The sequence below is a fragment of the Mucilaginibacter segetis genome (assembly GCF_016522075.1).
In the GTDB taxonomy this organism is placed as follows: Bacteria; Bacteroidota; Bacteroidia; order Sphingobacteriales; family Sphingobacteriaceae; genus Mucilaginibacter; species Mucilaginibacter segetis.
On the sequence record NZ_JAEHFW010000001.1, the window covers coordinates 1,520,331 to 1,539,812 of the forward strand.

Below are 19,482 nucleotides of genomic sequence, written 5' to 3' on the forward strand. Positions count from 1 at the left end.
GTATGATAACGGTAGAAGAAGCCGAAAAGATAATTCTTGCCAGGTTAAGAGATTACGGGACGGAAAAAGTACCGTTTGAACAATCTTTGGGCCGCGTACTGGCCGAAGATATTAAAGCCGACCGTGACCTGCCACCATTTAACCGGGTAACCATGGATGGCATAGCTATATCATTTAAAGCTATTGCAAATGATATTAGCACCTTTCGTATAAAGGCAACTCAGGCTGCGGGGGAGGAGCCTTTATCTGTTTCCGGCCACGAAGAATGTATCGAGATCATGACTGGCGCGGCTTTGTCTCCCGCGCTTGATACAGTTATCCGTTACGAAGATCTGACAATAAAAGATAAGATGGCAACTATTGCTATCCGTGATATAAAGAAAGGACAAAATGTCCATACGCAGGGGTCGGATAAAAAATCAGGTGATATAGTAGCTGCTGCTAACCAATTAATAACCCCTGCTATTATAAGTTTAGCGGCATCTTTAGGCAAAACAGAATTATTGGTAAAAACGAATCCGCGAATTGCCATTATTTCTTCAGGTGATGAATTAGTCGATGTGGCCGATAAGCCAACTGCTTATCAAATTCGCAGATCAAATAATTATACTATAAATGCGGTGTTAAACAAGCATGGTTTACAGGCAGATATGCATCATATCCCTGATGAACCGCAAATTACCCGCAAGCAAATAGATCACTGCCTGCATAATTACGATGTTATTTTACTAAGCGGCGGCATATCTATGGGTAAGTTCGATTATATTCCTAAAGCATTGGATGATCTGCAGGTTGTTAAACTGTTTCACAAAGTAAAGCAACGGCCGGGTAAGCCATTTTGGTTTGGTAGTCATGCTAACGGTACGCTGGTATTTGCTTTTCCGGGTAACCCGGTAGCAACATTTATGTGCCTGCATCGATATTTTTTAACATGGTTCCGGCAAACTATGGGGTTGCCGCCAGCTAAACCTGTGTATGCGGTGTTGTCAAACGATTTTTCTTTTCAGCCTGATTTAGATTACTTTTTACAGGTGAAATTAAACTTTACAGAACAAGGAAGTTTAACAGCATCTCCTGTTGAAGGTAACGGATCAGGTGATTTTGCTAACTTAGCAGATACAGACGCCTTTATAGCTCTTCCTGCACATAAAGCGGAATTTAAAAAGGGAGAAGTTTGTAGCGTATTAAAGTTTTAACTTTTATCAATTTATAATTGTTAGCCTACAAAATAATAAGATGATAACGCATTTAGATGATAGTGGGAACCCCAACATGGTTGATGTATCTGCCAAGCAGGTAACACACCGCACCGCTGTGGCGCAAAGTATGGTGATTTTACCTGATGAAGTACTTACACATTTGGAAAACGGGGAGTTGCAGACTAAAAAAGGGGCGGTATTTCAAACAGCTATTATTGCCGGTATTATGGCCGCAAAAAAAACGGGCGAATTGATTCCGCTTTGCCATCCATTAGGTATGGATAATTGTAAGGTTGCCATACAATTATCGACCAATAATGAAGTGATTATTGAATGTACCGCCAGTATTACTGCCAAAACAGGTGTAGAAATGGAGGCTTTAGTTGGCGCGTCAATGGCGGCATTAACCATATATGATATGTGCAAAGCCTTAAGCCACGATATTGTTATAAAAGAAACCAAACTCATGGCAAAAACAGGAGGTAAACGTGACTTTAAACGAACATAAAAAACATGCGGCTATTACCCGCCCAGCTTTAGGTAGTTTTGCCCGTAACGAATGGGCAATATTAGGCGCACCTTGTACAGTTATTAAATTACTTGCTAACGATATTATCGGTGCTTTAGCGGATCAATATAAATGCGCTTATGCAGATACTTCTCATAACGATGATATTACACTTTTGCCCGGCAGGTTAGCTAACGGTGCATCTTTGGAATTTACTGACCAGATAAATTATAATCAGCTTAATTACAGTGCACGGCTTACTTTATTTAAACAAAAAGAACTTTTTACGGAGATGGATATGGTGCTGGTTAACGGTAATCATCAACAGGCAAAAGCGCAGGTAATTATCATTGATATAAATAAACAAGCCTCTTTACAAAAACGGCTTAGTCAGCTAACCAATGTACAACTGATATTATTGGCCGATAACGCCGAAACTGTTTTTGATTTTATACAGGATGCGTTGCCGGATATAGAAAACATACCCGTATACCGGTTAAGTGATACCTTACGGATTATTGATTTTTTCAAAGCTCAGATGCAGCAATCAAAGCCCGTTTTAAATGGCCTTGTATTGGCAGGAGGTAAAAGCATCCGTATGGGCGATGATAAAGGTACTATCAATTGGCATGGTAAGCAGCAACGCTATTACATGGCTGATATGCTAAAGGCCTATTGTGAGCAAGTATATATATCCTGCCGCGATACAGAACAACAACGGGATATAAACGATCAATATCAAACTATTGCGGATACCTTTACAGGCTTAGGCCCTTATGGCGCCATATTATCTGCCTTTCGCGAAAAGCCGGACAATGCCTGGCTGGTTATAGCCTGTGATCTGCCTTTGGTAGATGAAAAGATAATTCAACATTTAGTAACTAACCGGAATGTGAAACACTTAGCCACTGCTTACCAAAGTGAAGTAACTAACTTCCCTGAACCATTAATAACAATTTGGGAGCCAAAATCTTATCCTGTTTTACTTCAATTTTTAGCACAGGGCTATTCCTGCCCCAGAAAGGTGCTTATCAATACGGATATCAATTTACTGTCGGTGCCGGACATTAATGCCCTTGTTAATGTAAATACACAGGAAGAACGGGAACGCGTAAATGCGATCATTCAAACAAAAGCATTACAAACCAATGCATCCTGATCTGTTAAGATATAGCTGCCAAATGGCCTTGCCCGGCTTTAACGAAGCCGCGCAGCTTCGTTTACAGCGATCAAAGGTACTTGTTGTGGGTGCTGGTGGTTTAGGTTGCCCTGCGGCGCAATACCTGGCTGCCTGCGGAGTGGGAATGTTGGGCATCGCGGATTATGATACTGTTTCGGTAAGTAACCTGCACCGGCAGATATTATATAATGCGGCTGATGTGGGATTAAACAAAGCGAATTTAGCTTGCGAGCGACTATCGCGACAAAATCCATCTATTAACATCATTCCTGTAATTGAAAAAATCACTTCAGCTAATGTTATTCAATTAATTGATGGTTACGATATTATAGTTGATTGTACAGATAATTTTGAGACCTGTTATTTACTTAACGATGCAGGGGTAATAAGTAATAAGCCTGTGATATACGGGGCTATTTATCAATATGAAGGGCAAGTTGCTGTATGGAATGTGCTAAATAACGAAGGTTTGCGTAGCCCTAATTACCGCGACCTGTTCCCACAAGTGGATGCCACAAAAATACCCAATTGTGCGGAAGGAGGGGTAATTCCCACTTTAGCCGGTATAATCGGCTGTATGCAAGCCAACGAAGTGATCAAGCTTATAACCGGCAATGGCGATCTGCTGACGGGGAAGGTGCTGATCTTTGATGCATTGACTATGCAAAGCCGTATTATTGGAATAGGCGCCACTACCAAAACCAATATTACTGCGTTGCAACGGTCCGTAAATGAATCAACAATAACTTTCGATGAACTACAAAAAGAATTGATAGATAATGATATATTATTAATAGATGTTCGCTCAATTCAGGAGCGTGACCTCGATGACATTGGAGGCATCCACATTCCATTAGATGAATTGGGGGATAATTTGCAGCAGTTAGCCATTGATAAAACACTTGTATTTTACTGTGCTACCGGCAAGCGTAGCGCGGAAGCTGTAAAATTAGTGCAGCAAAACTTGCCGCACATAAAAGCCTTTTCGTTGCAAGGAGGCATAAAAGACAGGGCTGTTATAAATTGATCGTAGTTTGTTAACCTACGGGTGTGCGGCAACCCAAACTTCACCATCTTCAAATATTTCCTTTTTCCAGATCGGTACTGTTTGTTTAAGCGTGTTGATAATATAACGGCAGGCATCAAAAGCGGCGTCGCGATGGGCCGAGGCCACGGCAATTATCACAGGTATATCTCCAATTTCAAGTATACCGGTACGATGGTGTACCAGTATTTTTTGCACTTGCCATTTTTTAAAAGCTTGTTCGGCTATCTTTTCCATCTCTTTGATGGCCATCGGTTCATAAGCTTCAAACTCAAGTTTTACTACATTTTTCCCATTAGTAGCGTTGCGTACTGTACCAATAAAAATATCTATCCCTCCGCATTGCGGCGACATTACCCAATCAATACAGGCTTGTGTTTTTAACGGTTCGGATGAAATTTCAATTTGAGTATCCATATTTATTATCCTCCGCTAACAGGTGGTATTACAGCTACTTCATCAGTAATGCTAATAGGGCTGTCATTCTGCGCATATTCGTTGTTTATAGCCAGCATATAACTCGCCAGTTGTTTTAATTTTGGATATTTTTCTTCCAGCAGATCTTTAAGTTCTTCCGCCTTAGCATTATTCCGTAGTTCAACATTTATATTAGCGCTACCAAATATATCTTTAGCAATTCCGAAAGCCAAAATCTTAATTTGCATATACAAATATGCAATAATCGGGTGTATAATGTAAGCAATGCATGTTGTTTTACATTTTAAGAACAATAAGCAGTTGCTAATTGTATATTTGAATATGTCCGCTGCTATTGTAAAATTGCCGGTAACCACTGTTACCGATGGTGTAATTGAAGAAAAGACCGATGCCCTTGCGATTGAAGAACCCCTGGAGATACGTTTGGAATATGGCCCTACCGAGTTACGCAAAGTGCAGAATATATCGGTTACTATGCGTACCCCCGGTAATGATGCCGAACTTACTGCCGGCTTTTTATTTACAGAAGGCATAATTAGTAACCCGGCTCACTTTAAACAAATAGCACATAGCTTTATTGCCTGCGCGGATAACCGTGAAAATGTAATACAGGTTAGTATTACGGAAGATATAACGCCCAACCTGTTAAATACTGAACGTAATTTTTATACTACCTCAAGTTGCGGGGTATGCGGTAAAGGCTCTATAAACGCCATACGTACAGTTAGCAATTACAGTACTGACTTACCAGATAGTAATAAAATAAATACCGACGTTTTAACGGAGCTACCCGAAAAATTGCGCTTGCATCAAAAAGTGTTTGCAGATACAGGGGGCTTGCATGCAGCGGCTTTATTCAGCACAACCGGAGAATTACTGTTGGTGCGTGAGGATGTAGGCAGGCATAATGCATTAGATAAGCTGATAGGTGCCGCAATCAATAAATTTGATATGCCCTTAAATGATCATATCCTTTTACTAAGTGGCCGCGCCAGTTTCGAGCTGATCCAAAAGGCAGCTATGGCAGGTATAAACATTGTTGCGGCAGTAGGCGCACCATCAAGTCTGGCTGTACAATTGGCCGCCGAATTTAATATCACTTTAGCGGGCTTTTTACGCGGCCGCCGATTTAATATTTATCATGCGCCACAGCGCATATTAATTACTGAAAATGAAAATACGTATTAAAAATAATGAATTACGCTATCGTTTAACCAGGTCGGAAGTTGCTGCTTTTGAACTGGAAGGTTTGGTAAAAGAACGTGTTCAGATAGGGGATAGTCCGCTTACTTACATACTACAGCGAACTGCTGAGGCCAAAATGTCGGCCTCTTTTAAAAATAATATCATTACCGTGTTAATGCCCGAAGCCATAGCCGATGAATGGACGGGTACAGAACGTGTAGGCTTTGAAACCGATATGGATGGTTTACATTTACTGGTAGAGAAAGACTTTACCTGTTTAGATAATGTCACGGAGGATCAGAGCGACAATTATCCGAACCCTTTAGCTGATAACAATTATGAGCACAAAAACTGAACAACAGCCTTCTGCTGAAAATCCGGAAGAATTAAATGATCTGAAATTAACAAAACCTTATACCTGGGCAGCAGGCATACCGGGAGTTACAGCTGCTTTTAAAGATATCTTTGAGGAAACGGGTGTTTTAAGAGGCACAGGTGCCTTGTTTAAAATGAATCAAAAGGGTGGGTTTGATTGTTCCAGCTGTGCCTGGCCCGATCCGGATGACGATCGTTCACCCATTGCTGAATATTGCGAGAACGGCGCTAAAGCCTTGGCCGAAGAAGCGACTTTAAAAAAACTTACCCCTGAGTTTTTCGCTGAAAATTCCGTTATAGATCTTGCCCTGTTATCAGATATGGATATCGGAAAGAAAGGGCGTATAGCACAACCCATGTATTTGCCAAAGGGAGGCACACATTATGAGCCGGTTACGTGGGACGATGCTTTCAAGAAAATAGCCGATAAATTAAACGGATTGGCATCACCCAATGAGGCTGCCTTTTACACTTCCGGCCGCACCAGTAACGAGGCTTCTTTTATATACCAGCTTTTTGTAAGGGAATACGGCACCAATAATATGCCCGATTGTTCCAATATGTGTCATGAATCTACCAGTGTAGGCCTGGCCGAATCAATAGGTATTGGGAAGGGTACAGTAACACTAAACGATTTTTACAATACCGACGTCATTATTATCATAGGTCAAAATCCGGGAACTAATCACCCGCGGATGCTTACTGCCCTGCAAAAAGGTAAAGAAAATGGCGCCAAAATCATAGCTGTGAATCCTTTATTTGAGGCAGGTTTAATGGCATTTAAAAACCCGCAAACGGCAAAGGGGATATTAGGCATTAGCACACAACTGGCCGATGTATATTTACAGGTAAAAATAAACGGTGACATGGCGCTGCTGAAAGCAATAGAAAAAATGCTTTACGATGCAGAACTAAAGGAACCCGGTAAAGTTTTCGACCTGGATTTTATAGGCGGAAAAACCACAGGATACACCGAATTTATTAATAAGGTAAAAGATTTTAACGTTGATGAATTATGCGTGGCTGCCGGTGTACCTGTAGAGGTTGTTCAGCAAGCTGTTGATTTGATAAAAAATAAGAGCCGAATCATCATCTGTTGGGCAATGGGCGTTACGCAGCATCAAAACGGTGTCGATACCATCAAGGAGATAGTGAACCTTACCCTGCTTAAAGGGAGTATAGGTAAGGCAGGAGCAGGGTTATGCCCGGTAAGGGGTCATAGTAATGTACAGGGCAACCGAACTATGCTGATCTATGATAAGCCCTATGAAAAGCAACTGGACAAACTGAAAGAAGTTTTTGGCTTTGAGCCGCCCCGCGAGCACGGTTATGATGTGGTGGATACTATAAAAGCCATGCATAACGGTAAGCTAAAAGTGTTTTTTGCCATGGGGGGTAACTTTCTTTCGGCTACGCCGGATACCGGTTATACCGCCGATGCTATGCGTAAGCTAAAGTTAAGTGTACATGTATCCACCAAACTTAACCGCAGTCATTTAGTACATGGAGAAGAAGCTATTATACTGCCAACCCTTGCCCGAAGCGATAAGGATGTAGTTAACGGTGAAGAACAATTTGTTAGCTGCGAAAATTCGATGGGAGTGGTGCAGATGTCTAAAGGTATATTAGATCCCATCTCCAAAGATCTCCTTAACGAAACACAAATTGTTTGTGAACTGGCCAAAGCAACGCTTGGCAGTCGTTCTGTGATTAATTGGGATAAATATGCGGCAAGCTATGATGCGGTACGCGAAGAGATTGGGAAGGTAGTACCCGGTTTCGAGAATTATAATCAACGTGTGCGTTTACCGGGCGGCTTTTATCTGCCCAATGCCCCGCGCGAAGGTAAGTTTGAAACGGATGAATTTGGCGAGAAGGCACCTTTTACCATTACCACTTTACCGCATAACACTTTAGCGGATGATGAATTCATGATGACCACCATCCGCAGCCACGATCAGTTCAATACCACTATTTATGGTCTGCAGGACCGCTATCGCGGAGTGCATAATGAACGGAGGGTGATTTTTATGAACGAAAAGGATATCGTGAAAGCCGGGTTTAAAGCAGGAGACAAAGTTGATCTGTTCAATTATTTCGGCGGAGAGGAAAGAGTAGCGCGCTTATTCGTTATTGTGCATTATAACATCCCCGAAGGTAATACCGCTACTTACTACCCTGAAGCTAACGTGCTGGTACCCATAAACAGCGTGGCCAAAAAAAGTAATACCCCCGCCAGTAAATCGGTGATTATAAAAATAAAGAAGCACACGGAATAGATTTGCTTAGGTAAATTTGATAATTTTATCAAACCGCTTATCATTTACCTTTAATATGTTCCTTAGTTATTGATGATTAAAACGGGAACGCTATCAGAGGCACGCTTTGTAATTACATAGCAATGAATAATTACTTATTTTTCACACTTCATGCAATTGGATTATTCTTTGGGTATTGCGCTTTTGGAATAATGTCATATTGGTTATTTAATACAAATCTTCCACTTTTAATAGAAATAAAAAACAGTATTTACGTCGCGTTGGGTGTGTTTGTATTATTACCCACAATCGGATTTATTTGTCTTATATATGGAAGTAATACATTGATTAACAGACTTTTTGGGTATGCTTATCTATTACTATGGATAATTTCCGTATTGCGTTTTTTGAGTATAATATTTAGCAAGTAATTGTTTATTTACTGTAATTGACCTCATAGCAGCGTTATTGAATGAATATAAGGTGTATTAAACTTTTCACTTTGCGAAATACACTAAAATAGCAGTAATAGATTCTGTTATATATCGTATACTTATTTCTTAAGAGATTGATATGCTTTAAAAAGCTCACTTACTAAAACACCGTCGATGGTCATACCAGTAGTATTACTATCGGTGATGCTTACATCGGTTAGGTTGCAATCGGCGAAAGTTGTACCCTCCAAATTGCAGTCCTCAAACCTGAGCGGGCGTTGTTTTGCGTTTGGATCATAAAAGGGGTGACCTTCAGGTGGCATTCCGATATTGTGGATATAAGCGCCTCCCATTTGCGCGTCCTTTATTTCCAGGTCGCTTAAGTTTGCGTTAGTGATACTGGCGCCCTTGGCCGATACATCATCAAGCATTAAACCATTCAGGCTTGCCATCACGAATTTTGAATTATCTACAACCGAACAACTTACATCAAGTTGTTTTTTATCATTTTTATTTCAATTATGTCCATAAAGCAAATATCTGTCTAAAGTTAATTAAGTAAAAGGTGTATTTGCGACTGATATAAGGTGATTTTACGACTTCTATTACTCGCCCCAGGCTGTTACCACTAAATGGCGCTGACCTCCATAATCACGATGCTCACATAAATAAATTCCCTGCCAGGTTCCCAGGGCTAAGCGACCATTGCTGATAGGTATAGTTACCGAACTGCCCAGCATAGCGGCTTTCAAATGAGCAGGCATATCATCCGGACCTTCATCATCGTGCAGGTAATCCGGGTCATTCTCCGGAACGGTCTTATTAAAATACATTTCAAAATCCTGCCTTACGGTAGGATCGGCGTTTTCATTGATACAAAGCGAAGCGGAAGTATGCTGAATAAACACCTGGCAAATTCCTGCTTTCATCTGTCTTATTTGCGGAAGCGCATCCGTTATTGTTGACGTAATAATATGAAATCCCCTTTTATAAGGCTTTAGTTGTATGGTTTGCTGATGTATTTGCATGGAGTAAATTTAGCTTTTACAATATACTACAGTAAACATCACATCGTGTTTTTTAATTTTCAGCAAAATGTATTTGGATATAAAAAATATCAATCGTAATATTGCAATATAATTATGGGCTTAACCAAAACAGAAATATTTACTGATGAGCAAAATCAGCTGGCCGTGGCATTAAAGGCTATCGCTCATCCTGCACGTATTGCAATATTGCAGCATATTATTAATGCTAAAGCCTGCATTTGTGGTGATCTGGCTGCTGAATTGGGTTTGGCCCAGCCAACCGTTTCGCAGCATCTTAAAGAACTTAAAAACGCGGGTATAATTAAAGGAACTATAGAAGGGGTAAGCGTTTGTTACTGTATCAATTCTCCGGTATGGGAAAAACTGGGCAAACAACTGACCGGTTTTTTTGCTTCGGCACAAAAGATAGACGGGAACTGTTGCTGATTTTTTTTGAAACTAATTAATGTAATATTGCAATATATAAATATGGAAGATTTAACATGGGGGCAATTTAAAGCACTACTACTTGCACATCCCAACCTGCATCTGCAATTCAAATACGCGGAGGATGCTTTGGTTGATGCATCTTACCACATCACCGAAATAAAAAAAGCGCCAATTACCTCGGTAGACTGTGGAGGAGTAATAAATAATTGGACGGAAATTATTATACAATTGTGGGAGCCACAAGGTAAAATGGGTGGGGATGCCATGAAAGTGGAAAAAGCGCTCTCCATTATAAACTTAGTGGAAAAGGCGCTCACATTGGATGCGGAGGCTAACGTCAAAATTGAATTTGGCAATTCAACTTTTTATACCAGGCAAATGTATCCTTCTGCTATCGCCGTTCATGGAAATGATTTGATTGTTGATCTAAGGCCGGATGTTACCCGGTGTAAAGCCATTAACCGGGGTGGCTCTTGCGTAACCGCTGATAAAGGAGAGGAGTGCTGCACGCCTGTGAAACCTAAGGTGCAGTTAATTGATCTTGCCCAAACAAATTGCTGTGAACCCGGCTCGGGTTGCTGCTAAAAAAATGCGCTTATGAAGAATATTTTAGTACTGTGTACAGGCAACAGTTGCCGAAGTCAAATGGCAGAAGGATACCTTCGTTATTTTACGGGTGATAAAGCCAACATTTATAGCGCAGGTATACAAACTCATGGGGTGAACCCAATAGCTGTTAAGGTAATGGCGGATGATGGCATTGATATAAGTGGTCACACCTCAAACCATGTTGATGAATACGCCCACATACCTTTCGACTATGTGATTACGGTTTGCGATAATGCTAACGAGGCTTGTCCCGTGTTTCCATCAGGTGCAAAACGATTTCATCATAACTTTCCGGACCCTGCAAAAGCATCCGGTAGCGATACTGAGGTATGGGCAGAATTCATAAAAGTCCGCAATTTGATAAAAGCTTACGCTCAACAGTTTATACAACAAAATCTTTAATACGCTCAAATGTCCGCAAATAACTGTGCACCGGTTTCCGACCGGAAAAAACTCAGCTTTTTAGATCGCTTTTTAACCCTATGGATATTTCTGGCTATGGCCCTGGGTATCGGTATTGGTTATTTCATTCCCTCGTCCGGCGCATTTATTAATGCATTTTCAAGCGGCATCACTAATATTCCGTTGGCTGTGGGGCTAATATTAATGATGTATCCGCCTTTAGCAAAAGTTAAATACGAAAGCCTGGGTAAGGTGTTTAAAAATAAAAAAGTATTAAGCATTTCCTTACTGCTTAACTGGATAGTGGGCCCGATACTAATGTTTTTACTGGCTGTTTTATTTTTACATGATAAACCTGAATACATGACCGGCCTTATACTAATTGGTTTGGCACGATGCATAGCAATGGTTATTGTTTGGAACGAGTTAGCAGAAGGCGACCGCGAATATGCTGCCGGGTTAGTAGCCTTAAATAGTATTTTTCAGGTTTTACTGTACAGTGTTTATGCATACGTATTTATAACTGTGCTATTGCCGTTATTTGGTTTAAAGGGAATTACAGTCAATATTGGCATGGGAGATATTGCACGGTCAGTTGGTATTTACCTGGGTATACCATTTGCGGCGGGAATGATTAGTCGTTATAGCCTTATAAAATTAATGGGAGCAGAATGGTACACACAAAAATTTATCCCTATTATATCGCCCATAACACTAATTGCCCTGCTGTTTACTATTATGCTGATGTTTAGTTTAAAGGGGCAGTTAATTGTACAAATACCTCTTGATGTACTGCGTATAGCTATTCCGCTGGTAATCTATTTCGCGATCATGTTTATGATCAGTTTTTTTGCGGGCAAATATTTAAGGGCTGATTATTCCCAGAATGCTGCAATTTCTTTTACCGCGGCAGGAAATAATTTTGAGCTTGCCATAGCCGTAGCCATAGGCGTTTTTGGTATTAACTCCGGTGAAGCCTTTGCAGGTGTAATAGGTCCGTTGGTAGAAGTACCCGCACTTATTGCATTGGTGAATGTAGCCTTTTGGCTAAAAAAGAAATATTACAGTAGCTAACAAATAAGATAATGAGTTAAAAACCAGAGTATTACCCCAGGTTTAGTTCGTATTTACCTTCTTTTTCTTCTTTAAGCTCTTTTGCATGTTCAGCTTCATGCTCAAGATTCATATTCAGACTGATCACTACAAAATAAATCAGACTAAACGCAAGAGACAGCACCACACTGATCAATATCGCAACTTTAGCAATATCCTGGAAAGCTTCCTGTTTAAAGGCAAGCATGGTGGTAAATATCGACATAGTAAAACCAATGCCGGCTAATGCGCCCATTCCAAAAACCTGTTTCCATTTCACGTTGTTGGGCAGACTTGCTATTTTAAGCCCGACAAGTATCCTGCTGAACAGGAATATACCCAAAGGCTTACCTATTACCAAGCCGAATATGATACCCAGACCAACGGTGGTACCTAACGAGCTTATAATATGATCCGGCAGTAAAATGGCTGTATTTGCCAGCGCAAACAAAGGGAGGATTAAGAAATTAACATATTTGTGAATAGCTTTTTCGATTTGTGGCAGGGTATTTACAGGTGTCGCGAAAGCAACTAATACACCGGTGATGCTTGCCTCAACACCCGAATTGTAGATAGCGAACCATAATGCCAGAGAAAGTAAGATCTGTGTCCAGCCGAATTTTAATTTAAAGTAATTGCAGGCAAATAAGCCGCCGTATATAAGGGCTCCAGCACCAAGGAACAGCCAGTTAATATGTCCGCCATAAAATAAGGCGATAACTAAAATAGCACCAAGGTCATCAATAATAGCCAAAGCCATCAGTAATATTTTAAGACCTACAGGTACGCGTTTACCCAACAGCGACGCTATGCCGATAGAGAAGGCGATATCTGTAGCGGTAGGTATTCCCCATCCATTAATATAGCTGGTATGAATGTTAAAAGCTACGAATATCAACGCGGGTACCATCATGCCGCCCACAGCAGCTCCAAATGGCAAAATTGCCTTTTTAAATGAAGATAATTCGCCGCTTATCAGTTCGCGCTTAATTTCCATTCCGGCCATCAAAAAGAAAAATGCCATCAGGAAATTATTAATAAAACTCAGGAAATTTTCAGGAACAAGATCAGCAAAAGCAGATGCAGACAGCCACTCATCATTCCAAAGGTTTTTATAATGAGCTGCTAATCCGGTAGTGTTAGCTAAAAACATGGATAACAGCGTACACATGATAAGCATAATACCCGTAAAACGACTGTCATTAATAAGTATCCTTAGGGGATTGATCGCTTTTCTTAATATCTTTTCCATAGATCCTCCTGATGTATATTAGTATATTTAAAAAAATCAGTACCACCGTTAAGGTGGCACTGATCGTATATTTTATAATTATTCGGTAGGGGTGGTATCTTGTATAACAAAACCACCGTAAGCCACATTTCCATGTTCGCCTAAATCCAAACCTTCTATTTGTTCTGCATCGGTTACACGTAAACCAATCGTTTTCTTGATAATAAAGAAAATGATCAGCATGGCAACAAACACATAGATCATTACAGAAAATACTCCTATTGCCTGTATACCTAATTGTTCAAAACCACCACCGAAGAATAAGCCGTCTTTAATTGCGGTATCGTCACCCCAATATTGAATATCAATAGCACGCTGACCAAATAAGCCAACAGCTAAAGTTCCCCACGCACCGCAAACACCGTGTACACTTACTGCACCAACCGGATCGTCGATTCTAAGAGTTCTTTCAAAGAACAGGCAGCTGAAGAATACCAGTATACCACCTATTAAACCAATAATTACCGCACTGCCTGTACTTACAGATGCGCAGGGAGCAGTAATAGCCACTAAGCCGGCAAGCGTACCGTTCAATGTCATTGATAGGTCGGGTTTTTTAAATTTGATCCATGAGGTGATCAGCGCGCCTATGGCACCAGCCGCAGCGGCCAAGGTAGTGGTCACCGCAATGTGTGATACCCCTGATATTGCTGTAAGAGTTGAACCCGGGTTAAAGCCGTACCACCCAAACCAAAGGATGAATACCCCTAAAGCAGCAAGTGGCATATTGTGTGGTTTAATTTCGTTTACACTGCCATCTTTGTTGTATTTACCTAAACGCGGGCCTACCATCATAGCACCGGCTAAAGCAGCCCAGCCACCAACAGAGTGTACCACGGTTGAACCTGCAAAATCGCGCATATTCATATCACCTAACCAGCCGCCGCCCCATATCCAGTGACCGCTTATTGGGTATATAATGGCAGAGATAATACAAGAATATATAATATAGGAGATCAGTTTTGTTCTTTCGGCCATCGCTCCTGATACAATGGTAGCGGCAGTAGCAGCAAACACCACCTGGAACAACCATGCTGCGCTTGTACCGTATGCGGCCGCATCGGTAGGGGCATTAGCAGAACTAAGGAATGAAAAAGCAGAATCAAAACCAAAGTAGTTGGAATCACCGCTTGAATACATGATGGCATAACCTACAGCCCAAAACAATAAGGAACCAAAACAAAAATCCAAAAGGTTTTTCATCATGATGTTTACGGAGTTTTTTGCTCTGGTCATCCCGGATTCAACCATGGCGAAACCTGCCTGCATAAAAAATACTAAGAATGCGCACAAGCACAACCAAATAACGTTGGCGACGCTTTGAGGCAAAGCCGGATCAGCTGCAGCAGCGGCAGCATCCTGCGCTGAAACATTGTACGGCTGAAATACTACCGTTATAAGCACGAAAAACATGCCTATTAACAGGTTCGTTTTAGTCTTTTTTTGTAGAAATTTTAAATTCATAGTTTAAAGGATAAAGTTTAAGTTGTTTATGTATGTGTATTATTTTATATCACTTTTTATTAAACGACAAGAACAATGACTAAAAAAGAACTATTAAATAGGTAGAATTTATTGCTAAGTTAATATATTTTTTCTTTTTTGGAATAAATAGGGTTTATTTTTGAAAATAAAATAATTTTTGCCCTATTATTTCAATATTTATTAAGTTTTTAGGTTTTAAAACTGTTTATTTTTTTGATTTTTTCAATTCACAAAGATTTATGAAGATGTTTTTGGGAATTATTATTGTTTTTAAGAAAAAAAGTCAAATTTTTTCTCAAAAAAATACAATTAATAATAAAATATTGGAAAAACATATATGGTGTTATTATAAGTCCTTACAAAGCACTGACGATATTTATTCTGCTTAATTATTATTAAATCTATTTTTACGGCGTAAATTTTAACTATGCCCCGTAATAACCTTTCAAGACGTTTAAGCCTTGCTCAAGCTACAGCAATAAATATGACGGATATGGTGGGTATCGGTCCATTTATTACCCTGCCAATGGTAATAAGTATGATGAACGGGCCGTATTTTTTATATGCCTGGCTGGCAGGAGCAATACTATCGTTTATTGATGCCATGGTATGGAGTGAGTTAGGCGCTGCTTTTCCGATGGCGGGCGGTTCCTATAATTTCCTGAAGGAAACCTATGGCAAAAATGGCCCCGGTAAATTCATGAGCTTTTTATTTGTTTGGCAAACCATGATACAGGCGCCGCTGGTAATTGCATCGGCCGCTATTGGCTTTGCTCATTACTTTTCGTTTTTGGTGCCCTTAAGCAATATTCAAACCAAATTAATAAGCGGAGCTGTGGTAATAAGTATTGTATTGCTGCTTTACCGTAAAATAGAATCTGTAGGAAAAATAAGTGTAGTGTTATGGGTAGGGGTAATGATCACTTTGATATGGATAATAGGGGGTGGCATAGCAAACGGTAATTTTACACAACCCCTGCATCATGTAAACGATGGACTTACTTTAAATTATGCTTTTGTTGCAGCTATAGGTTTTGCAAGTGTAAAAAGTGTTTACAGCTACTTAGGTTATTATAACGTTTGCCATTTAGGAGGTGAAATTATTAATCCGGCTAAAAATATACCCCGGAGTATGTTCATTTCCATAGCAGGTATAGCGATACTGTATCTGTTAATGAATATTAGCGTAGTAAGTGTGATACCATGGCAGCAGGCTAAAGACAGCCAATTTGTGATCAGCGAATTTATGCAGCAGTTAGCGGGCAATACTGCAGCTAAAATAGTTACCTGCCTGGTACTGCTGGTGGCCTTTTCCTCGGTATTCTCGGCAACGCTTGGTTATAGCCGCATACCTTATGCCGCTGCTGCAGATGGTGCTTTTTTTAAGATCTTCGCCAGGCTCCATCCTAAAGGAAATTTTCCGCATATATCGTTGTTATTTTTGGGTGGCGTAGCATTTATATTCAGCCTGTTATTTAAGCTGGGCGATGTGATAAGTGCCATATTGGCCATGCGCATACTTATACAGTTTATTTCACAAGCCGTAGGTTTGCTGCTTTTAAGAAAGGCAAAAAATGCCACGATGTTCCCTTACAAAATGCCTTTATTTCCATTGCCCGTATACCTCGCTATTATTATATGGGCTTGTGTACTGATTTCTACCGGATTGAATATGGTAATTGGCGGTTTACTTGCTATAGCGTCTGGTAGTATTGCTTATTTTATTAAAGCAAGGGTAAATCACGAATGGCCGTTCAAACCAAAGGAAATGGTGCACTAATTTCTGTTATTAAGCCAAATTTCCTCGGTCTTATTGGATATGTCTCTTACTATGGTATCCAGTTCTTTAGCGGAACTAATAATATTCTCTACAATTTCCGGTTTGTTTACATCGGCATCCCTGTAAATTTTAAAAACCTCAATCAAACCCATTATGCGCGCCAGTGGCGCCCTCACTACATGCGATTGTATCCAGGCAATATCACTTAAACGTTTATTCTGCTTTTCAATAGCATCAATGTGGTTTTGCCTTTCAGTAATATCATTTGCCAGTACAATATGCGTTTGCCGGTTATTAAAAGTTATAAAGTTACTTTGTATTTCAACTTTAATTATTTGGCCGTTTTTCTTTTTATGTCTGAATATTCCTGAATAACCCGACCCATTTTGTTCGGCAACCATTTTCATGGTCATATCAAATTCAGTATGATCTTCTTTGGGGCGGATGTCTTTTACCGTCATTTTTAAAAATTCATCCAGTGTGTAGCCATAATGTTTGATAGCCGCAGTATTCACATTTAAGAACTTAAGGGTCTCTATATCGAATACCCACATGGGTAAAGGGCTGAGATGAAACAGGTCGCTGTATTTTTTTTCAGATAATTCCAATACATTTAAATGTTCTTCCAGCTCAGAGTGCAATGCTTTAAGTTTAGTTTCAGCCACCTTCGATTCTGTAATATCCAGGCAGGCCCCTATCATTTTCACCGGTTCGCCATTGTTATTGGTTTGCACCCTGCCCCACGATTTAAGGTAACGTATTTCGCCGGTAGGCCTTATTATACGCTCCTCAAACACAATGTCTTTTTTTGTTTCCAATACATTGGTGATGATGTGGTAAACCGTTTGCCGGTCATCGGGATGCAGAAGCTCCTGGTAACCCTCAAATGTGGCCTTAAATGATGACTGATCCAAACCATATATAGAATATAGCGCATCCGACCAGTTAACTACATTGTTAACAATATCCCATTGCCAGTTCCCGAAGTTAGCCAGTTCCTGCCCCTGCTTCATTAACAAGGCATGTTCTTTTATAATATCAGAATTAATCCTGTTCTCTAAGATCACTTTTAATATAATGCCTGACCTTTCGATCACCTTTAGCTCAGCTTCCTGAGGTGACTTTTCTTCGTGATAATAAAAACCGAGTACAGCAATTACTTCGCCCACAACATTAATTATGGGATACGACCAGCAGGCAAGTAAATTATGAGGCAGCGCCAGATGTCTATATTCCGCCCATCGCGTATCATTGGCAATACTGCTTACAATTACGGGTTCTTTTAAAAACGCAGCTGTTCCGCATGAACCAGTATTTGGCCCGATCTTTAATCCGTTGATTGAAGCGGTGTAAACTTCAGGTAAGGAAGGAGAGGCCCAATTATAAACGTGGTTGTTTTTAACCTTTAATATAGAGCACTGCATTTGTGGGAACAGTGATTCAATACCATGCAGGTAAATGGCAAGCACCTCATCAATTGAGGCATGTTTTTGCGCGTTTAATTCAAGAACTGTTTTCTCTAAATGGTCGAGTTCCGTTAAATGTTTTGCTTCGGTTATATCCACCATAAGCCCGCGAAGCAATTTGGGCTTGCCGTTTTCTGTTATTATCGATACAATATCCTTTATCCAGGCAATTTCTCCATTGGCCTTTAACATCCGGTAGTCAAAGGTATGGTTAAGGCATTTTTTTGTCTGCACATGGCAATAATCAACGGCGCTATCAAGATCGGGCGGATAGATGTGTTTTTGCCAAAAGTCAGCATGGCTGAGCCACTGTTGCGGGGTGTAACCTAAAATACTTTGCACGTTATCGCTTACAAACGTAAATTCAAAGGTTTGTGCGTCAGCTTCCCACACTATACCCTCAACGGTTTGTATCAGCGATTGAAACTTGTTTCGCGAGTCGATCAGTTCTTGTTCGGTTGCTTTTCTATGGTCAATGTCCTGGGTGGCTCCAAAAATTCTGGTGCACTTTCCGTCTTTAACCTCTACATCACCGGTAACCCGTACCCATTTTTCATTTCCCTTAGCGGTTATGGCTTTTACCTCTATATCAAATGCCTTGCAATTTTCAATAGCATAATTAACCGCTTTTTCAACAGCCTCCCTGTTTTCACCTTTAAAGAAATTAAAGGAGTGGGCAAGATCCGGTAACTGCTTCTCCTCAAATTCAAATATATCCCTTAATTCATCCGACCAATTTAATTCGCCTTTCTCAATATCAACTTCCCAACTGCCAATATGTGCTATACGTTGCGTTTCGCTCAAAAATTTTTCATTGGTAACCAGCCTGGCTTTGGCTAATTGCTCTTTTTTTCGGGTAGCGGTAACTGCGGTAACATCATTAACCGATCTGATGATAAATTCGATCTCGTCCTTGTCGTTAAGTACAGGGGTATTACACGTATCAAAGTACCGGTCTTCATAACCCGGGCTATCAGTTGGCTTTATTTTAAATTTTTGCGTTTCGGCAGTATCTGGTTGCTTTGTTAACAGCACCTTCTGTAAGGAGCGCATAACTTGCTTATTATATACGTTTGAGGGAAACGATTCGAAAAAGCCTTTTCCTACCAATTGTTCGCGTGTGTTAAAGGCTATATCTAAATATGCCTGGTTAACTTCAATAATGGTAAAAACAGGTGCATCAGGCAGTAATACCAACGTGGGAACAGGTAAGGCTGAAAATATCTTATAAAGATGGGTATCATTTATCATAAGTAA

General features: G+C 40.3%; 19 protein-coding genes. 12 read left to right on the forward strand and 7 right to left on the reverse strand.

Translation table 11 applies throughout. The features are described 5' to 3' along the window. The first annotated feature begins 2 nt into the window (after positions 1 to 2). From I5M19_RS06955 to I5M19_RS06970, 4 genes are read left to right on the forward strand one after another with little or no spacing between them, the layout of a single operon-like run. Entirely contained in the window at positions 3 to 1,196 is a 1,194-nt protein-coding gene (locus tag I5M19_RS06955; protein ID WP_200065481.1) for a molybdopterin molybdotransferase MoeA, read from the forward strand. Between the two features lie 40 nt (positions 1,197 to 1,236). Continuing rightward, a complete protein-coding gene (moaC, locus tag I5M19_RS06960) occupies positions 1,237 to 1,707 on the forward strand; it encodes a cyclic pyranopterin monophosphate synthase MoaC (RefSeq protein WP_200065482.1) in 471 nt (156 codons plus the stop codon). Beyond that, positions 1,688 to 2,866: an NTP transferase domain-containing protein gene (locus I5M19_RS18795; RefSeq protein WP_200065483.1), complete on the forward strand. Its 1,179-nt coding sequence runs from the start codon at positions 1,688 to 1,690 to the stop codon at positions 2,864 to 2,866. Before moaC ends, I5M19_RS18795 begins: the two co-directional genes overlap by 20 nt. After that, complete coding sequence (locus tag I5M19_RS06970; RefSeq protein WP_200065484.1) at positions 2,823 to 3,914, forward strand: HesA/MoeB/ThiF family protein; 1,092 nt, start codon at positions 2,823 to 2,825, stop codon at positions 3,912 to 3,914. The genes I5M19_RS18795 and I5M19_RS06970 overlap by 44 nt, the downstream gene beginning before the upstream one ends. Positions 3,915 to 3,929: 15 nt before the next feature. Here I5M19_RS06970 and I5M19_RS06975 read toward each other — a convergent pair whose 3' ends face one another. Next, positions 3,930 to 4,349: a molybdenum cofactor biosynthesis protein MoaE gene (locus I5M19_RS06975; RefSeq protein WP_200065485.1), complete on the reverse strand. Its 420-nt coding sequence runs from the start codon at positions 4,347 to 4,349 to the stop codon at positions 3,930 to 3,932. 5 nt (positions 4,350 to 4,354) lie between these two features. After that, on the reverse strand, positions 4,355 to 4,597 hold the full coding sequence (locus tag I5M19_RS06980) for a MoaD/ThiS family protein (RefSeq protein WP_200065486.1): 243 nt from the start codon (positions 4,595 to 4,597) through the stop codon (positions 4,355 to 4,357). Positions 4,598 to 4,691: 94 nt separating this feature from the next. On the opposite strand from I5M19_RS06980, the gene fdhD reads away from it, so the two are divergent. The 3 genes from fdhD to I5M19_RS06995 are packed head-to-tail and all read left to right on the forward strand — an operon-like array spanning position 4,692 to position 8,209. Then, the gene (gene fdhD, locus I5M19_RS06985) at positions 4,692 to 5,558 is read left to right on the forward strand and encodes a formate dehydrogenase accessory sulfurtransferase FdhD (RefSeq protein WP_200065487.1); all 867 of its coding nucleotides are present in this window, start codon (positions 4,692 to 4,694) and stop codon (positions 5,556 to 5,558) included. Then, on the forward strand, positions 5,542 to 5,910 hold the full coding sequence (locus tag I5M19_RS06990; RefSeq protein WP_200065488.1) for a DUF7009 family protein: 369 nt from the start codon (positions 5,542 to 5,544) through the stop codon (positions 5,908 to 5,910). Before fdhD ends, I5M19_RS06990 begins: the two co-directional genes overlap by 17 nt. Then, positions 5,894 to 8,209, forward strand: coding sequence for an FdhF/YdeP family oxidoreductase (locus I5M19_RS06995; RefSeq protein WP_200065489.1), 2,316 nt, complete (start codon positions 5,894 to 5,896; stop codon positions 8,207 to 8,209). The genes I5M19_RS06990 and I5M19_RS06995 overlap by 17 nt, the downstream gene beginning before the upstream one ends. A 532-nt stretch (positions 8,210 to 8,741) precedes the next feature. On the opposite strand, the gene I5M19_RS07000 is transcribed toward I5M19_RS06995, so the two are convergent. Both I5M19_RS07000 and I5M19_RS07005 read right to left on the reverse strand, forming a co-directional pair. Continuing rightward, entirely contained in the window at positions 8,742 to 9,074 is a 333-nt protein-coding gene (locus I5M19_RS07000; protein ID WP_200065490.1) for a pentapeptide repeat-containing protein, read from the reverse strand. Between the two features lie 153 nt (positions 9,075 to 9,227). Next, positions 9,228 to 9,650, reverse strand: a complete 423-nt coding sequence (locus I5M19_RS07005) for a secondary thiamine-phosphate synthase enzyme YjbQ (protein ID WP_200065491.1) — start codon at positions 9,648 to 9,650, stop codon at positions 9,228 to 9,230. 114 nt (positions 9,651 to 9,764) lie between these two features. On the opposite strand from I5M19_RS07005, the gene I5M19_RS07010 reads away from it, so the two are divergent. From I5M19_RS07010 to arsB, 4 genes are read left to right on the forward strand one after another with little or no spacing between them, the layout of a single operon-like run. Continuing rightward, entirely contained in the window at positions 9,765 to 10,097 is a 333-nt protein-coding gene (locus tag I5M19_RS07010; protein ID WP_200065492.1) for an ArsR/SmtB family transcription factor, read from the forward strand. A gap of 42 nt (positions 10,098 to 10,139) precedes the next feature. After that, positions 10,140 to 10,685, forward strand: coding sequence for a DUF6428 family protein (locus I5M19_RS07015; RefSeq protein WP_214653032.1), 546 nt, complete (start codon positions 10,140 to 10,142; stop codon positions 10,683 to 10,685). A gap of 12 nt (positions 10,686 to 10,697) precedes the next feature. Further along, the gene (locus tag I5M19_RS07020; protein ID WP_200065493.1) at positions 10,698 to 11,111 is read left to right on the forward strand and encodes an arsenate reductase ArsC; all 414 of its coding nucleotides are present in this window, start codon (positions 10,698 to 10,700) and stop codon (positions 11,109 to 11,111) included. 9 nt (positions 11,112 to 11,120) lie between these two features. Beyond that, on the forward strand, positions 11,121 to 12,185 hold the full coding sequence (gene arsB, locus I5M19_RS07025) for an ACR3 family arsenite efflux transporter (protein ID WP_200065494.1): 1,065 nt from the start codon (positions 11,121 to 11,123) through the stop codon (positions 12,183 to 12,185). Positions 12,186 to 12,216: 31 nt separating this feature from the next. On the opposite strand, the gene nhaA is transcribed toward arsB, so the two are convergent. Together nhaA and I5M19_RS07035 are read right to left on the reverse strand one after the other, a co-directional pair. Further along, entirely contained in the window at positions 12,217 to 13,455 is a 1,239-nt protein-coding gene (gene nhaA, locus I5M19_RS07030; RefSeq protein ID WP_200065495.1) for a Na+/H+ antiporter NhaA, read from the reverse strand. Between the two features lie 78 nt (positions 13,456 to 13,533). Next, positions 13,534 to 14,958 (reverse strand): ammonium transporter, encoded by a 1,425-nt coding sequence (locus I5M19_RS07035; protein ID WP_200065496.1) that lies wholly within the window; start codon positions 14,956 to 14,958, stop codon positions 13,534 to 13,536. Positions 14,959 to 15,406: 448 nt separating this feature from the next. Between I5M19_RS07035 and I5M19_RS07040 the strand changes: the two genes are divergently transcribed. Next, positions 15,407 to 16,759, forward strand: coding sequence for an APC family permease (locus I5M19_RS07040; RefSeq protein ID WP_200065497.1), 1,353 nt, complete (start codon positions 15,407 to 15,409; stop codon positions 16,757 to 16,759). On the opposite strand, the gene I5M19_RS07045 is transcribed toward I5M19_RS07040, so the two are convergent. Next, entirely contained in the window at positions 16,756 to 19,476 is a 2,721-nt protein-coding gene (locus I5M19_RS07045) for a PAS domain-containing protein (protein ID WP_200065498.1), read from the reverse strand. The two genes, I5M19_RS07040 and I5M19_RS07045, sit on opposite strands and share 4 nt — an antisense overlap. Positions 19,477 to 19,482 lie beyond the last annotated feature (6 nt).

Coding starts and splice junctions, on each gene's coding strand:
- I5M19_RS06955 (WP_200065481.1), top strand. CDS start 3: ATGATAACGGTAGAAGAAGCCGAAAAGATAATTCTTGCCAGGTTAAGA.
- moaC (WP_200065482.1), top strand. CDS start 1,237: ATGATAACGCATTTAGATGATAGTGGGAACCCCAACATGGTTGATGTA.
- I5M19_RS06970 (WP_200065484.1), top strand. CDS start 2,823: ATGCGATCATTCAAACAAAAGCATTACAAACCAATGCATCCTGATCTG.
- I5M19_RS06975 (WP_200065485.1), bottom strand. CDS start 4,349: ATGGATACTCAAATTGAAATTTCATCCGAACCGTTAAAAACACAAGCC.
- I5M19_RS06980 (WP_200065486.1), bottom strand. CDS start 4,597: ATGCAAATTAAGATTTTGGCTTTCGGAATTGCTAAAGATATATTTGGT.
- fdhD (WP_200065487.1), top strand. CDS start 4,692: ATGTCCGCTGCTATTGTAAAATTGCCGGTAACCACTGTTACCGATGGT.
- I5M19_RS06990 (WP_200065488.1), top strand. CDS start 5,542: ATGAAAATACGTATTAAAAATAATGAATTACGCTATCGTTTAACCAGG.
- I5M19_RS06995 (WP_200065489.1), top strand. CDS start 5,894: ATGAGCACAAAAACTGAACAACAGCCTTCTGCTGAAAATCCGGAAGAA.
- I5M19_RS07000 (WP_200065490.1), bottom strand. CDS start 9,074: ATGGCAAGCCTGAATGGTTTAATGCTTGATGATGTATCGGCCAAGGGC.
- I5M19_RS07005 (WP_200065491.1), bottom strand. CDS start 9,650: ATGCAAATACATCAGCAAACCATACAACTAAAGCCTTATAAAAGGGGA.
- I5M19_RS07010 (WP_200065492.1), top strand. CDS start 9,765: ATGGGCTTAACCAAAACAGAAATATTTACTGATGAGCAAAATCAGCTG.
- I5M19_RS07015 (WP_214653032.1), top strand. CDS start 10,140: ATGGAAGATTTAACATGGGGGCAATTTAAAGCACTACTACTTGCACAT.
- I5M19_RS07020 (WP_200065493.1), top strand. CDS start 10,698: ATGAAGAATATTTTAGTACTGTGTACAGGCAACAGTTGCCGAAGTCAA.
- arsB (WP_200065494.1), top strand. CDS start 11,121: ATGTCCGCAAATAACTGTGCACCGGTTTCCGACCGGAAAAAACTCAGC.
- nhaA (WP_200065495.1), bottom strand. CDS start 13,455: ATGGAAAAGATATTAAGAAAAGCGATCAATCCCCTAAGGATACTTATT.
- I5M19_RS07035 (WP_200065496.1), bottom strand. CDS start 14,958: ATGAATTTAAAATTTCTACAAAAAAAGACTAAAACGAACCTGTTAATA.
- I5M19_RS07040 (WP_200065497.1), top strand. CDS start 15,407: ATGCCCCGTAATAACCTTTCAAGACGTTTAAGCCTTGCTCAAGCTACA.
- I5M19_RS07045 (WP_200065498.1), bottom strand. CDS start 19,476: ATGATAAATGATACCCATCTTTATAAGATATTTTCAGCCTTACCTGTT.